A 15,198-nucleotide genomic window follows, 5' to 3' on the forward strand; every position below is an offset into this window, starting at 1 on the left:
CAAGCATTTACCACGACTTCGAGAAAAAACTCGAAATATCAATAATGGATCGTTTTTTATTGTCAACAAAACGCTTAATATTTCGTTTCTTGCCTTTTCTCATACTTCTCACAACCAAATAGTTACTTTTTTCATAATCTAATATTGACTTATCCGTCATTTCTATTAAGAAACGATCGTTTAATTGTATAATACATGAAGTCATAAAGAGTATGACAAAAACGATAAAAAATTTCAGTCAAATTAAAAATAACAGCACAGAATCTTTCAATTTCTTTCGTAAATACTTGAAGCTCCTACTTTTCTGTGTTTTCACGGTGTGAATCGTGATCCCTAACTTTTCTGCAATTTCAGGCCCGGACAACCCCAAAATACTTAATTCCATTATTTCCCTTGCACCATCCGGTAATTCCTTGATATAACAATACAACTGTCTCAATAACTCATCCCTCACGGTAATAGCAAAGATCTCGTCAGAAAATTCCACCTCAGCCTCCAATACGATCTTTTGTTCTATACCCTTACGGATTTGAACATTACGCTTATAAATCAACGCATTGTTATAACAAGAACGATATAAATAAGAAGTCAGTTCCTTCATATCCCCAAACTGCTTGGAAGATTTCCAGATAGCCACCAAAACATCCTGTACAATGTCCTGAGCCTGATCCCGATCCCGCAAGATATTGTTCACGTAAGAACACAACACGGCATAATACCTTGCATAAAGCTCTTCCCACGCCCGCATATCTTTTTTATTAACGCCTTCCAATAATGAATCGAAATCTATTGACATATAAGAGGGATATTTAATAAAACAAATATACGCGGAAAAATAAACTTTTCACAATTTAAAGAAATAATATACGCTATTGTTGGACTATATAAAAAAGCATCTTTCCAAGATCAAACTCGTGATCATGAAAAGATGCCTAATAATAAATTCAAATCCGCCTACTCGAACTCTTTTAATGTTTTCTCGATGATACCTATCGCTTCAATCAATTGCTCTTCATTGATAACCAAAGGCGGGGCGAAACGAATAATATGCTCGTGAGTCGGTTTAGCTAACAAACCGTTGTCACGTAACTTCAAACATACATCCCAAGCCGTTTTACCATTCTTCGGGGTAATTACCACCGCATTCAGCAAACCTTTACCGCGGACAAGTTCCACCATATCGGATTTAATCGCTTTCATTCTCTCCCGGAAAATCTTACCCAATCTTTCGGCATTCTCTTCCAGTTTCTCATCCTTGATTACCTGTAAAGCAGCCATAGACACTTTGGCCGCGATGGGATTTCCCCCGTAAGTCGAACCATGTTCTCCCGGCTTAATGGTCAACATGATCTCGTCATCTGCCAACACGCAGGAAACAGGCATTAATCCTCCGGAAATGGCTTTACCTAGGATCAAAACGTCCGGACGCACCCCCTCGTGATCACACGCCAGCATTCTACCCGTGCGGGCAATACCGGTCTGCACTTCGTCAGCCATAAACAACACGTTATGAGCCTTACACAAATCATACGCTTTTTTCAAATATCCTTCATGCGGTACATAAACACCAGCCTCGCCTTGAATCGGTTCTAACAGGAATCCGGCCACGTTCGGGTCTTTCAACGCCTCTTCCAAAGCAGGAATATCATCATACGGTATTCTCACGAATCCGGGAGTGAAAGGTCCGAATCCAGCATAAGAAGAAGGATCGTTAGAAAGCGTGACAATCGTGATCGTACGCCCATGGAAATTATTATCACAAACAATAATCTTAGCTTGATCGGCAGGGATTCCCTTCACGTCATATCCCCAACGACGGCATAATTTCAAAGCAGTCTCGTCAGCCTCAGCACCACTATTCATCGGTAGCACCTTATCGTACCCGAAATATTTGGTGATATATTCTTCCCATTCACCCAGCACGTTATTATAGAAAGCCCGGGAAGTCAAAGCCAACTTTTTGGCTTGCTCCGTCATTGCCTCTACAATCTTCGGGTGGCAGTGTCCTTGATTCACGGCAGAATAAGCCGACAGGAAATCGAAATAACGCTTTCCGTTAACATCCCACACGTAAATACCTTCTCCTTTTTCTAACACCACGGGAAGTGGATGGTAATTGTGAGCACCGTATTGGGCCTCGCGGTCCATGTACTCTTGTTCGGTCATTTTTTTCATGATATAATTTTAGTTAGGTTCGACGTTTTCACGTAACGAGCACAATTTGATGAAAAAAAATCAAAAAAACAATGACAAAGAATGGAAAATTAAAAATGAAAAATTGGAAATGAAAATTACTGCTTATTATCAGAAGATTGCACGGGAGACGTCGATTGTTTTTTCCGCTTAAAAATAGCCAAGTATTTACGGAATAACTCTCGGAAGGTATCAAAAGTCTCTTGATAAGAGACACCGACACCTTGCACGGTCTCGGTCGCATTATAGGTAATCTTCTCGTCTGTATGCGAATAGGCCTTCAGATGCAGCGTCCCCTGACGATTTAATTTCACATCCACGTCAAAATCACCCGTGATTGACGTGTTGGAATTAGTCTTTGCTTTCTCCATCATATTACCATTGGCAGAAATCGTCACCCGGTTATTCCAGATCTGGGTCGACAAGGCCAGCTCGAACTCGTTTGTCGTCACCTGATCACCCGGACGGTAAGAAAAACCAATATCAAAATTATTACTGATCTGCGATAACCAACGAGATAGTTGATTTGACAACAACTCACTCGCTGTCGTCACTCCCATCTGGTAACCCGCATTCCGTTCCTCCAGTTCGGCATCCTTATCAATATAATCCGGAGTATAGAACTTGTTCAATATCAACAAAGAAAACATCTGTTTATTAATCTCGTCCTGACTGGAAAAAAAGCTCTGCATCAGGCTTCGCATCTGCACGTCGAGAGAAGGGAAATTAATGCCGAACTGCACGTTCGGGTTCATCAGATTCTCCCCCAACTTCAACTCGCACTCAACAGGCACTTTCGTTGTCTTATCCACCGTCGTCGTAGTTCCAGCAAGCAAATCACTCAAAGAAGTACGTAAATTATATATAGCACTCACGTCGATTGTGGCATCATACGGCGAGCCATTCCACCTGATACTTCCCCCGGGGTTAAGCACGAACTTCTTATTAATCAAATTACTCAACGTGAACAAGTAATCCCCTTTCTCGATCTTATACTCCCCGAACATATCCAACTCGTTATCTTTCCCCAAACCGAAACGCAGATTACCACTTCCCACCGTTTTCAAAATATCCCCGATCGTGGGGTCGAAAATAATCTGAACCTCCAGATTATTATTGATCTCGATATTAGCATTCAAATCAAAATTAGAAACCAGTGAAGAACGCTCTTCTTCCGCACGCCGTCCCTCATCTGCCTGACGATTATTTATAAAATGTAGGAAACTCCCATCTTCCTCCGTCAACGCGGAAGTCAATGGAATGTAAAGTACGGAATGCGCTTCCGGTTTTAGATTCACGGATAAAGCCCCGTCCCCGGACAAATTATTCATCCGGGTTTGTCCCGTGATATACAGTTGCCCGTAAAATGCTTCATTCTGGTTTGCCTTGGTATTCAACACCCGGAAATTATTAAATTTAAGCGACACGTCGTATAAATTCGAATTCAGATCGTAATACCCCGAACAAACCGACGCATGTCCCTTGGCATCATATATCTTGAAATTATCCAGCACGACCCGATTATTCTTCACGGGTAAACGCTCATCGACTTTAAACGCCGTGTTCAATCCGGCTACCGTAAGCGCCACGGAATCCATTTCCAGAAAACCGTCAACCGAGGCTTTTTGTGTTGTCCCCTTCATAACCAGATTACCCGAGATCGTACCCTCACCACCTTTCAACATATCGGGGAAATAACCGGCCAGATAATTCACCTCGATCTGGGAAAGCTCCAGATTCACGTTCAAACTATCCGTAGAAGGCTTATAATACCCGAATACCCCGATCGGGGTTCTCTCCTTCATCCGGTTAACCATGCTTATCTCCAAAGCACTATTCAACGCGTCCCAACGAGAATTCAAATCCAGTACCCCTAATGTATCCCGGTTAACTCCCCACTGATCCACATTCACGTTGGCATATATCAAATTATCATTATACAAATCTCGAATCTTCACTTCACCATTCACCTGACCGAAAAGTTGTAATTTATTATCAAAAAGGATCTTGTTAAACTCGGTCAAACTGAAATCATGAAACTCCAAAGAAAGAACATCACGAGGATTATCCGTCACCCGTCCCCATAAACGAAAACGCTGTTCGCCCCGGTTGATTTCAAAATTATTCACGAAAATATTATTGTCCTCCTTCAAAATCATGGAACGTGCCACGTGCCATGTACTATCCGCCATAACAAACGTACTCGGATGAATAAACACTTGGGTTAAATGGCGGTCTCCGTATTTCAACAAACGCAAGTTAGCTGCAAACGACCCGCTATAACTCTCCCTCTCCCAATTACACCAAGTCAGACGCTCGCTCACGTTATTCGTGTTTACTTCTATCACGTTCCGCACATTATACAACTTCCCGAAATTCATATATCTCAATTCATCAGCAGAATACGTGCAGTGCAAGTTTATCCCGTCCCCATTCAGTTTCATTCGGGAATCACGTAATTTAAAATCACCATAGGAAATTGTATCTGCCTCCAAAGACAACTCTACTTGACGATCGGCATAATGATACTCACAGGCCAAGTTCCCACCCCGGGACAATTTCAGTTGCGGGTAAGCCACCTTCAAAAAAGGATTAATGTCATTTAAATGCACATCCAGCATCAGGCTCGTACCCTCCGGCAAAGCCTTGTCAACAGCATACTTATAGTCGGGCAAATAACTTACCAAAAAACTATTCCACAAATCCGTCACTTCCAAGGAATGGAAGAAACCTTCCATCGTCACGTCCGCCACATCCGACTGCAATTGAGTGAAACTGTACTCTCCCAGTATAGTCGTGGAAAATTTTAAGGAATCGGTACTCCACGTTCCCCTACTGTTCTCGTACTTCAACCCCGGCACCAGCAATTCCACCCAGCAATTATCCTCACTTTGCTTCAAAGTACCGCTAAAATCAAATTCAACAGACTCTCTCTCCCCAAAAACAGAGGGAGCCCACGAATCCCACCGACGCACGTTCACATAGCCTTGAGTCTTTGCCAAACTCAACGTGTCGCCCATAATATAATCCAAAAGAACATCAGCCTGCAAACTATCATTTTTCACGGAAGAAAGTAAATACAAGTGTTCACCTTCCGTTCCCAATGTCAAGCGAATATCCCGAATTTCCTTATCATATAACTGCAAACGACGTACATTACTCGACAAATTAAATCGAGAAATTGTATCACCCAACACCCCATCAAACTTCCCGAAAAATGACCCTCTACCCAAAAAGGATTGTTCCGTGAGAAATCCGAATTGCACCTGTCCTAAACCGAACCAACCATCGTAACGAATATCCCCGATACTGTCCATCACGCAATTAAAAAGCACGCTTCCCACCATTCCGGGAGTCGTGGTACGAGCCTTAACAGCAAAGTCCTCAATCTTTCCCTGAAAATTCCCGTCAAAAGTAAAGACATCATATTTATGCAAGATTTCCGGTATTTTCACGTAATGACTTCTAAGCCAAGGCATATAAATAGCCTCCAATTCCGGTGGAGACACCTTCGTATCCGTGAAATCAATATTGAAATCCGTTTCGAAAAAAGCAGGTAACCCGTGCGATGCAAATGAACCATGCAGCACGCTTTTATCCCCCAAATAAATCTCTAAATCACGCCCTTCCAGATTATTTATCGTGTTAAAAACAACCCCGCTACCGAAAACGGTATTATGCATTCCCAATAACTTCCCGTTAAAATACGACAGATCATCAAAACTTACCCTAGAATCGGTAAACACGTAACGCTGTTGCATCCTCGTGGTAAAATTACGCCAGTAATCGTGTTCCGGAACCCAGTTATACTCCAACGTATCCAAATAAACCTTACTTCGTTCTGTCTGTATAAACGTGTTTGTTACCAACAAATTATCATCACTCGCCACGACTTCCCCTCCCATATTGGTCACCTCGAAACCGGACTTTTCCCTGAAACGAAGTCCCGCAACTTTAGCTCGATATTGCTTGTTCGAAAAATCAATACCTGAAATACGCACGTTCAGATTCTGACACTCCACGTCCGTCCAATTAATCCCGTAATCTGTCGGTTCATAATCGCTCTCGATATACCGGAAACGACAATCTTTCAATATTACCTGAGTCAGATTCACGTTCCACCCCGAAGAGGTTTGAGGCACGGTATCGACCTTGGAAGATGAAAAAGAATTAATGAGCTGTTCCACGTTTGTAAGACTCTCCCCTCCATCTTGCCTACGTTCGATCCATAAATTAAACTTGGCTTTTTCGAAAGCAGCCTCCGTAATCGTGAAACGTCTTTTCACGAAACTCACGGAATCCACCTTCATCACCAGTCGCTCGCAAAACACAAGCGTATCTTGACGACAATCCCGAACAAACACATCATTTAAAATCAATGACTCTATCGGGCGGAATTCCACCCGTCCGATAGAAATCGTGGTTCCCGTCCGTTCCTCTAAAATACGGGTAAAATAATCCACTAACCTCGTCTGTACAAACGGGGTCATTAAAGCCATGTATGCAGCAAAGACCAAAAAGATCAATCCTATCACACACCGAGATAATATGGAGATTATTTTTTTTATGCTGTCATTATTTTAGTTTGCACGCAAATTTATTAATATTGCAGGACATTTCATCTTAATAATTGAAAATTAAAAATGGAAAGTTGAAAATGGAAAAAAATTGTAACTTACCGCAGGTGAACGCTTATAAAGTTAAAAAAGAAACAGAAAGGAAGCAAAAAAATCGCAGCAAAACCGACGGAGGAGTTCAATTTAAAATCTAAAATCATTAAATCTAAAATTAAAATGGGCATTGTAATTCTCGGTATTGAATCTTCTTGCGACGACACCTCGGCCGCTATACTAAAAGACGGGGTTGTGCTATCGAATGTTATTGCCAGTCAAAAGGTTCACGAGGCCTACGGAGGAGTCGTACCAGAATTAGCATCCCGGGCACACCAGCAAAACATTATCCCGGTGGTAGCGCAAGCTTTAAAACAAGCCGGAGTCTCAGAAGATGAAGTAAATGCAGTGGCTTTTACCAGAGGCCCCGGATTACTGGGCTCTCTCCTTGTGGGAACGTCCTTTGCCAAAGGATTCGCTATTGCCAAACAAATACCCATGATCGAGGTGAACCATTTGCAGGCACACATTCTCGCGAACTTCATCAAAGAACCGGGTGTGGAATCCCGTCACCCAAAATTCCCGTTCCTAACCCTACTCGTGTCCGGGGGAAACTCGCAGATTATCATCGTACGGGACTACCTAGACATGGAAGTTATCGGGCAGACCATTGATGACGCGGCGGGAGAAGCATACGACAAATGCGCCAAGGTAATGGGCCTCTCTTATCCCGGAGGACCGGTAATCGACCGTTTGGCAAAAGAAGGTAACCCGGAAAGATTCACGTTCAACAAACCGAATATCCCCGGATTGGATTATAGTTTTAGCGGGCTGAAAACCTCGTTCCTGTACTTTATCCGGGATGAAATCAAAAACGACCCGGATTTCATACAACATAACCTCAACGATCTTTGTGCCTCACTGCAAAAAACGATCGTTGATATTCTCATGGCCAAATTGAAAAAAGCCGCTAAACAAACCGGGATCAAACAAATCGCCATTGGAGGCGGGGTATCAGCCAACTCCGGGTTACAAAAAGCCGTGTATGACGAAGGCGCCCGCCTCGGTTGGGAAGTTTTCATCCCCCGGTTGGGTTTCTCGCTGGATAATGCGGGGATGGTTGCCGTTACGGGATATTATAAATACTTGGCATCACAGTTTATCGGCTTGGAAGCCCCGGCAGATGCCCGCATGAGTTTGAGAAAAGTTTAGAGTTTAAAGTTTAAAATTAAAAATATGAAAGTTCTAGTTACTTACAACATTCCCCGCGAATCATTCGCCAAACTGGGAAAAGAACACACGATCACAATGCCGGAAGGCGAGTATTTCACCACGGAAGAATTAATCAAACTTGTTCCGGACTACGATGTTATTCTAGGCATTTTCACCCGTCCAATCGATAACGCCGTTATCGAGGCCGGGAAAAAACTAAAAGTAATTAGTAATTTCGGTGTCGGTTACAACAATATCGACATCAAATTCGCCCGTTCCAAAGGAGTTGCCGTTTGTAACACCCCGAAAGCAGTATGTTTCCCGACAGCAGAAATGGCCATGGGGCTCATGTTGAGCGCCGCACGCAGAATTACCGAATGTGACCGCCGCATCCGGGTTGAAAAAGAAAGCATATGGGGCGTTATGAAAAATCTCGGTTTCACGCTGGAAGGGCGAACGTTGGGAATTATCGGCATGGGAAATATCGGTAAAACAGTGGCTAAACTGGCAGAAGCATTCCGTATGAATGTTATTTACTACAATCGTCGGAGTACAGTAGAAGGATACGAGAAAGTCGATCTTGACACGTTACTGAAAAGATCGGATTTTGTTTCCATCCATACCCCGCTGACGGACGAAACCCGCCATATGATCGGGAAACGGGAAATCGAATTGATGAAGCCGACCGCTATTCTGGTAAATACCGCTCGCGGGGCAGTCATCAACGAGAAAGAATTAGCTATCTGTCTACAAAATAAAACGATTGCCGGGGCCGCCTTGGACGTGTTCGAGGATGAACCCCATGTTACTGAAATGCTCTACGGCTTGGATAACGTGATCCTTGCCCCTCACAACGCTACAGGCACTATCGACACGCGCATTGCCACCGGGCAGGAAGCTGTTGATAACATCCTGAACTTCTTTAATGGTACACCCACTAATGTTGTAAATTAATGAAAACAATTATCACAATGCTGGTACTAACAGTATTAGGTGGCGCGGTCAGCGCCCAAAACATCAAATTACCCGCCCCGAAAAAGAGCGGGGGGAAAGCACTCATGGACTGTTTGAACGAACGGCAAACAGACCGTAATTTCGACTCGAAACAACTATCCTTACAAGACCTTTCCGACCTAGTGTGGGCCGCAAACGGTATTAACCGTCCGGAAAGCGGCAAACGAACAGTTCCCACCGCCACCAACTGGCAAGAAATGGTGCTTTACGTGGCCACGGCAGATGGAATCTACCGCTATAACGCGGAGAAACACGAATTGGAACTCGTGAAGAAAGGAGATTTCCGTAAAGAGTGTGGTCCACAACCTTTCATGGGTGTCGCTCCCGTGTGTTTTATCTACACGGCCGACCATAACAAGGAAGGGCGAATCACGAACCCGGAACACCAGAAAGAATACTCTTACCACCATGCCGGCTACATGGCACAATCCGTTTATTTGGTATGTGCAGCAAAAGATATGGCAACCGTGGTCATCGGTTCCGTGGATAAGGAAGAATTAGCCAAAGTCATCGGACTCCCGGCGAAACACTTCGTTATCTACACGCAACCCGTGGGATACAAAAAGAAATGATTAAAACCGCCTTCGGGCGGTTTTCTTTTTCCCCTCTTAAAAAAATATTATTTATCCCTCCGACAAATACAATCTGTCAAATGATCGTTAATGAACCCCGCAGCCTGCAAATGGGCGTAGCAAATCGTGGTTCCGAAGAATTTAAAACCCCGCTTTTTCATGTCCTTACTCATGGCATCAGATTCAGGAGAAGATGCCGGAATCTCGCTTAAAGACCGAACAATATTGACAATCGGCTTCCTGTTGGGGAAAAACGACAGCGTGTAGTCATAAAAACTACCGAATTCCTTTTGAATATCAATAAATAGTCTTGCATTCGTAATTGTTGATTTGATTTTTAGACGATTTTTCACGATACTATCAAACTGCATCAACCGTTCAACATCTTCATCTGTCATTCGTGCTACCCGCTCGACATCAAAATCACAAAAGGCTTTGCGGTATCCCTCCCGTTTCCTAAGAATAGTTATCCAACTCAATCCGGCTTGAGCGCTCTCCAACACTAGAAACTCGAATAATTTCTTGTCGTCGGTCACCAATTTTCCCCACTCTTGATCATGATATTTTACATACAGTTCGTCCGTTCCGCACCAACCGCAGCGTCCGTTTATTAAATCTTGCATAATTATAATATTTATAATACATTACAAATGTAGTTATTATTCCATACATACAATTATCAAACGTAAGAATACTATTTACGCCATAAACTCCGCTAAACAATCCTCTGAACTCCTTTACATTATTAAAGAAATTAAATATCGACACGCAAAAAATCACCAAAAACTATTGCGCCAAAACCAAAAAGCAGTATATTTGCACCCGAAATAATTGTTCTTTGAACAAAGGGGAGATACCAAAGTGGCCAACTGGGGCTGACTGTAACTCAGCTGACATCGTCTTCGTAGGTTCGAATCCTGCTCTCCCCACTTATTCGCGGAAATAGCTCAGTCGATAGAGCACTAGCCTTCCAAGCTGGGGGTCGCGGGTTTGAGTCCCGTTTTCCGCTCTCATTTTAAAGCACTTACGATTGTAGGTGCTTTTTTCATTTCAGGCTATTTTCATGGTTTTTACCCCCTCATGTAAGCAATGATGTAAGCAAAACACCCCCCGTGTAAACCAAGATGTAAACCAAATTATTATAGGCCCCTTCGTGTGTGCGTTAAAATAAAAGAAGTAATGGTAATCCTACCGAGAATTAGGAGAGAAGATACCTCTTTTTCGAAACTGATTCAGAGCTTACTCGTGGCTCATGCAGCCCGGATAGAATAAGCTCCGGTTAAGCTCTGAATAAGCAACGAACGAGAGGTAGTTTCTCGATTACTTCACGGTTAGATTACACTTGGTTCTCTACATAAACTGGAAAGCTGAACTTCAGGTATGATTCAATTTCAACAAAAGTTAATTCTGTTTACCATAAACCTTTTAAGATGAAATTTCTAGGAAGAGTAGGCGTTTTTTACCGAAACTATTACAATTTTTAACTGTATCATATTAAAAATGGTTTCAGTCATTTTTTACCTGCATCAAGTAAATCCAAATCTTCTTCAATCATAACGTCCAGTTCCCGATTTGAGAACTGGACGTTATCCCACCTTCGATATAATTTTCCTCAACTAGAAATTCAAGTAACTGCACATAACACCCCTAGTTTTCCAAGGAATATTTTTTACCTTCCAAGATCCAACTCTTCGGTCGTTCGCCTTTCAAATAGTAGTTAAAATAATCCATCACACGAGACGTTTGATCCAACATATTCTCGAGCAAGCCAATGGTATGTCCCTCTCCTTTATAAGCCAACAATATACACGGTTTTCCCAAGCGACGCATCGTGATATATAATTCCAACCCTTGACGCCAATCAACAGCCCGATCATCCGTACCAAATGACATTAACAAAGGAGTCTGAATACTTTGTGCTTGAAATATCGGGGAATTTTTAACATACTCCTCCCCTATTTCCCACCAAGGCAAACGAAAACGAGCCTGTCCAGTTTCAAACATCTCCTGATTCGAACGCCCATTTTCCCAGTATATACTATTGTACATACTAACCATATTCGTAAGAGGAGCACCAGCCACGGCTGCAGTAAACATCGGAGTCTGAGAAATAATATAAGCGGTCTGATAAGCCCCCCAACTATGTCCAAGCAATCCTAAACGCATCGAATCTATATCCCCACGTTTCAATACCTCCTGAACAGCAGCAATGACACAATCAGCCGCAGATTCTCCGGGATGATTTATCTCATAACGAATGTCCGGTTGGAAGACGAAATAACCCTGCAACACGAAATTCATCATATTATAAGTCTCCCGGGCGGAAGGATGCGTGAAAACATTCAGACGATGAGATAACAATTCATAAAGATGAACGATCATCGGATACTGTTGTCCTTCCTGATAATTCACGGGATAATACAAAGCACCTTGCAATTCCTGACCTCGAGAATTCCGATAATGAATCAACTCACTTTTTCTAAAACGTAGTGAATCACTTTGCCTTTGGGTTGAAACTACAGATCGTACCACACGGAACTCCTTATCTGTATAAAACAATTCTGAAGAAGTAATATTATCTTCCCGAGCAAACAGGTAACCTCCTTTAGCCCCAGCCTTTACTAAACGAGAATAGCTATAAGGTCCATACAATAATTGTTGATGTTGTCCTTTCGGATCATAACGAAATACACCCGTTTGTCCGTCACGACCTTTAACCCGCAATAAAAACTCCTTATCAATCGTCGGATTTCCCCGCTGCATGGACCGAAAAACAATACCTTGCTCACGTCCTTGCGTAAGTCGTTTTGTCTTTAACGTGACGGGATCAATACTCCAGATATCATACTCATCATAGCACCAGAATTCTTTATCTCCCGTAAGCCATCCGGCTACCCCGAAAGAAGGTGCAATATCAATAGGACCATCATAATATGCATCACTCAACTCTTCTGGAAGCTGATCCGTCAAATTAATTAATTTTCCCCGTGCAATATGATATGCCCACCAATTTTTATCCTTGAAATAATAAACATATTTCCCTTCACGAGAAAAAGATAACGACAATATGGTATTCTCTAACAAAAGAATACGTTGCCCCGTAACGGTATGTACCAAGTACCAATCACGATGTGCCTCCCGATAATGAGGTCGATAGGGCTTGTCATCTACAGCCAATACATAATCTCCATTAGGTGCAATGGCTGCCACACCAGAAAAGGTAGTGTCAATAACTTGTTTCCAACGTTTTTCTTCCGGCCACCAAGCACATAGGAATGCTTTCATTCGATTTTCATAATAACGGTCTTTCTGCCTGGATTGTACCTCGCCATCTCGCCAATGCCAAATGTCGACAGCCACCTTGGGACCAGCAGACTTGACTTGAGCCTTGGAAGTCAAACCAAAAAACAGTACTTTTCCATCCGCAGACCAACGTGGAGTATAAAACTCGCTTACCTTCATATTCTCCGGCAAGTTATTTTTCATATCTTCTGACAATGAATAATGGCGCAATTTACCTCCAATATTCCGAAGCACTTTAATGTCCCTATTACGATGTGCAGGAATACTATCAGCACATACTCTTACCAATGTCAGTCCCCATGTATCCCATTTCAAATTCTCGTATGCAGCTTGTTCTATCTCTGGGAATATCGTGCAGAAATCCGAAAGATTTATAATTTCTAAATGACTTTCATCACTTCCTGCACTTCGACACAAATAAGCCAAATATTGATGCGTGGGATCTAACACGTAAGAATTAATATTTGCAATTGTTTTGATGAACTTTTTCTCTAAATGATAAAGATTCAACTCCATTGCTTTTTCAGCACGACCTTTCAATACAAGATAATGACTATCTTTCGTAAAGGAAAAACTTTCTGCACCCTTAAATATCTTTTCCGTTCCTGATCCTAAATCAAGCAAACAGGTCTGATAAGCTACCCCGGCAGAGACATCATGATTCCCCGGCATTGAAAACGCTATCCAACGAGAATTCGCTGCAAATACAGCCATTGAAGCCGAAGCATATTTATACTCTTTACCTGAACGGAGATGACAGATATGCAAAGAATCGATCCCCATGGCATACTGGATACGCCACATTCCCCACTCACCATCAGGAGAGAGATCATACTCCAAAAGTTTATGCCAGATCTCAAACTCATGGTAATTTCTGTCCTCTTTTTCTGTTGCACACAATTCTCCTCCTTTTCCCAACAAGCAGAGGCCCATCAGGAAAACAATAACCAGTTGTCTAATGTTCATTATTTACCCAGTAATTTCTTCAATATTTCTTTTAATTTAGGATCAGACGGACGAGACGCATTTACATCCACCCATCGTCCCTCTGGATCTATCAGCATAAACCGTGGGACAGAACCTAATTTCAATTCATGAGGTAATTCGGTCCAATCACCCGCCCACAACTGGGTTCCACCTAATTGTCTCACTCGAACAAAATCTTTCCAAGCTTTCCGGTTTTTATCAATAGAAATGCTGATAAATACAATATCCTGCCCCTCAAGTTCCTTTTCCAGACTTTGTAGAGAAGGAATTTCTTTTTTACAGGGAACACACCACGTGGCCCAAATATCGATGTACTTGTACTTGCCCTTGAAATCAGCCATAGAATGCAATTGCCCGTTTGTATCGGGATACATCAGATTAGGAGCCAACTCTCCCGGCTGGAGAATTGAAACCGGACGTTCTTGTAAATGACGCATACGCTGCCGATAGCTTTCCGGCAATAACGGCATATAATAACGCTCATATTCGCAATAACGACGATAATCGGTTGTCGGTATTTTTGCCAATATATACTCAGCCTTCAATTCCGGAACATTCAATTCTGCCAAACGTTCCTCCATAGTATACTCCCGATCGCGGAAAATGAATGTCTGCTTATAAGTAAAGTAATTATTCAACAACTCCATGCCATAAGGTTGTTTCAATAATCGACTATCCTTTTCAGGAAAACTTTTCATGATCTGCTGGTAGTAGGCACTCTCTTGCTCTTCTGACTCATAATTCTGTTGTCTTTTAGCGACATACATGACAAAATGATTCAGCAAATCCAGCTCCACGATTTCCTTCAATTCCGTAACATAATTCGGAAGTATCCGCTCCACCTCACTCAACCAGTTGTTCACATTCTTTCTGACAGACTCAAAACGGGGGAAAAATGCACCATAAGTATCACTCTTCTGATCCCCTTTTAACTCTCTCTCCATCTCCCGCCACGTTTCCAATAAACGGTTTTCTTCACTCCCGGATTGTATTACACGAAAATTCTGATCTTCCCACACAACCTCTGTTTCCACACCAGCCTGCAGATAAAGCCGACAATACCCCTTCCCATCATACAAATAATAATAAGGTTGATTTTCTTCCGGCTCCAACATGAAAGCAAAACTTCCCCCGGAAGCAATGGAAGTACCGGCATATTCTACCGGTACTCCATTTTCTACTCTCATCAATTGTATATTCAAAGGTTGCTGCTCTCCCGATACACGTCCTTTTACTGTGGCAAAACCTTCAGCCTGAAGGCTTCCCACCTGCAAAATACAAAAGAGAAAATATAATAATCTGATCAT

9 protein-coding genes and 2 tRNA genes are annotated in these 15,198 nt (G+C 42.5%); 5 read left to right on the forward strand and 6 right to left on the reverse strand.

The window, feature by feature from the left end; all coding sequences use genetic code 11:
- Positions 1 to 238: 238 nt before the first annotated feature.
- The 3 genes from QVC79_RS16275 to QVC79_RS16285 all read right to left on the reverse strand — a co-directional run bounded on the left by QVC79_RS16275 (position 239) and on the right by QVC79_RS16285 (position 6,728).
- On the reverse strand, positions 239 to 796 hold the full coding sequence (locus QVC79_RS16275; protein WP_270594858.1) for an RNA polymerase sigma factor: 558 nt from the start codon (positions 794 to 796) through the stop codon (positions 239 to 241).
- 158 nt (positions 797 to 954) lie between these two features.
- Positions 955 to 2,166 carry an ornithine--oxo-acid transaminase gene (rocD, locus tag QVC79_RS16280; protein WP_124317336.1) on the reverse strand — a complete coding sequence of 404 codons (1,212 nt, stop codon included), beginning with the start codon at positions 2,164 to 2,166 and terminating at the stop codon, positions 955 to 957.
- Positions 2,167 to 2,291: 125 nt separating this feature from the next.
- On the reverse strand, positions 2,292 to 6,728 hold the full coding sequence (locus QVC79_RS16285) for a translocation/assembly module TamB domain-containing protein (RefSeq protein ID WP_270594859.1): 4,437 nt from the start codon (positions 6,726 to 6,728) through the stop codon (positions 2,292 to 2,294).
- 258 nt (positions 6,729 to 6,986) lie between these two features.
- Here QVC79_RS16285 and tsaD point away from each other — a divergent pair, with 258 nt between their 5' ends.
- From tsaD to QVC79_RS16300, 3 genes are read left to right on the forward strand one after another with little or no spacing between them, the layout of a single operon-like run.
- Positions 6,987 to 8,015: a tRNA (adenosine(37)-N6)-threonylcarbamoyltransferase complex transferase subunit TsaD gene (tsaD, locus tag QVC79_RS16290; protein WP_118304294.1), complete on the forward strand. Its 1,029-nt coding sequence runs from the start codon at positions 6,987 to 6,989 to the stop codon at positions 8,013 to 8,015.
- A gap of 24 nt (positions 8,016 to 8,039) precedes the next feature.
- Positions 8,040 to 8,969, forward strand: a complete 930-nt coding sequence (locus QVC79_RS16295) for an NAD(P)-dependent oxidoreductase (protein WP_270594861.1) — start codon at positions 8,040 to 8,042, stop codon at positions 8,967 to 8,969.
- Entirely contained in the window at positions 8,969 to 9,601 is a 633-nt protein-coding gene (locus QVC79_RS16300; RefSeq protein WP_270594862.1) for a SagB/ThcOx family dehydrogenase, read from the forward strand. Before QVC79_RS16295 ends, QVC79_RS16300 begins: the two co-directional genes overlap by 1 nt.
- A 47-nt stretch (positions 9,602 to 9,648) precedes the next feature.
- Here QVC79_RS16300 and QVC79_RS16305 read toward each other — a convergent pair whose 3' ends face one another.
- Positions 9,649 to 10,224, reverse strand: coding sequence for a DNA-3-methyladenine glycosylase I (locus QVC79_RS16305; RefSeq protein ID WP_270594863.1), 576 nt, complete (start codon positions 10,222 to 10,224; stop codon positions 9,649 to 9,651).
- A 224-nt stretch (positions 10,225 to 10,448) separates the two neighbouring features.
- Here QVC79_RS16305 and QVC79_RS16310 point away from each other — a divergent pair.
- Together QVC79_RS16310 and QVC79_RS16315 are read left to right on the forward strand one after the other, a co-directional pair.
- A tRNA-Tyr gene (locus tag QVC79_RS16310) sits at positions 10,449 to 10,530 on the forward strand.
- 7 nt (positions 10,531 to 10,537) lie between these two features.
- Positions 10,538 to 10,610: transfer RNA gene (locus tag QVC79_RS16315), tRNA-Gly, on the forward strand.
- A 638-nt stretch (positions 10,611 to 11,248) separates the two neighbouring features.
- Here QVC79_RS16315 and QVC79_RS16320 read toward each other — a convergent pair.
- Positions 11,249 to 13,870, reverse strand: coding sequence for an alpha/beta hydrolase family protein (locus tag QVC79_RS16320; RefSeq protein ID WP_270594866.1), 2,622 nt, complete (start codon positions 13,868 to 13,870; stop codon positions 11,249 to 11,251).
- Entirely contained in the window at positions 13,870 to 15,198 is a 1,329-nt protein-coding gene (locus QVC79_RS16325) for a TlpA family protein disulfide reductase (protein WP_270594868.1), read from the reverse strand. Before QVC79_RS16325 ends, QVC79_RS16320 begins: the two co-directional genes overlap by 1 nt.

The organism is Butyricimonas sp. (genome assembly GCF_019423355.1).
In the GTDB taxonomy this organism is placed as follows: domain Bacteria; phylum Bacteroidota; class Bacteroidia; order Bacteroidales; family Marinifilaceae; genus Butyricimonas; species Butyricimonas faecihominis.

Bases quoted from the DNA above. Each gene is read 5' to 3' on its own strand.
- QVC79_RS16275 (WP_270594858.1), bottom strand. From the start codon at position 796: ATGTCAATAGATTTCGATTCATTATTGGAAGGCGTTAATAAAAAAGAT.
- rocD (WP_124317336.1), bottom strand. From the start codon at position 2,166: ATGACCGAACAAGAGTACATGGACCGCGAGGCCCAATACGGTGCTCAC.
- tsaD (WP_118304294.1), top strand. From the start codon at position 6,987: ATGGGCATTGTAATTCTCGGTATTGAATCTTCTTGCGACGACACCTCG.
- QVC79_RS16295 (WP_270594861.1), top strand. From the start codon at position 8,040: ATGAAAGTTCTAGTTACTTACAACATTCCCCGCGAATCATTCGCCAAA.
- QVC79_RS16300 (WP_270594862.1), top strand. From the start codon at position 8,969: ATGAAAACAATTATCACAATGCTGGTACTAACAGTATTAGGTGGCGCG.
- QVC79_RS16305 (WP_270594863.1), bottom strand. From the start codon at position 10,224: ATGCAAGATTTAATAAACGGACGCTGCGGTTGGTGCGGAACGGACGAA.
- QVC79_RS16320 (WP_270594866.1), bottom strand. From the start codon at position 13,870: ATGAACATTAGACAACTGGTTATTGTTTTCCTGATGGGCCTCTGCTTG.
- QVC79_RS16325 (WP_270594868.1), bottom strand. From the start codon at position 15,198: ATGATCAGATTATTATATTTTCTCTTTTGTATTTTGCAGGTGGGAAGC.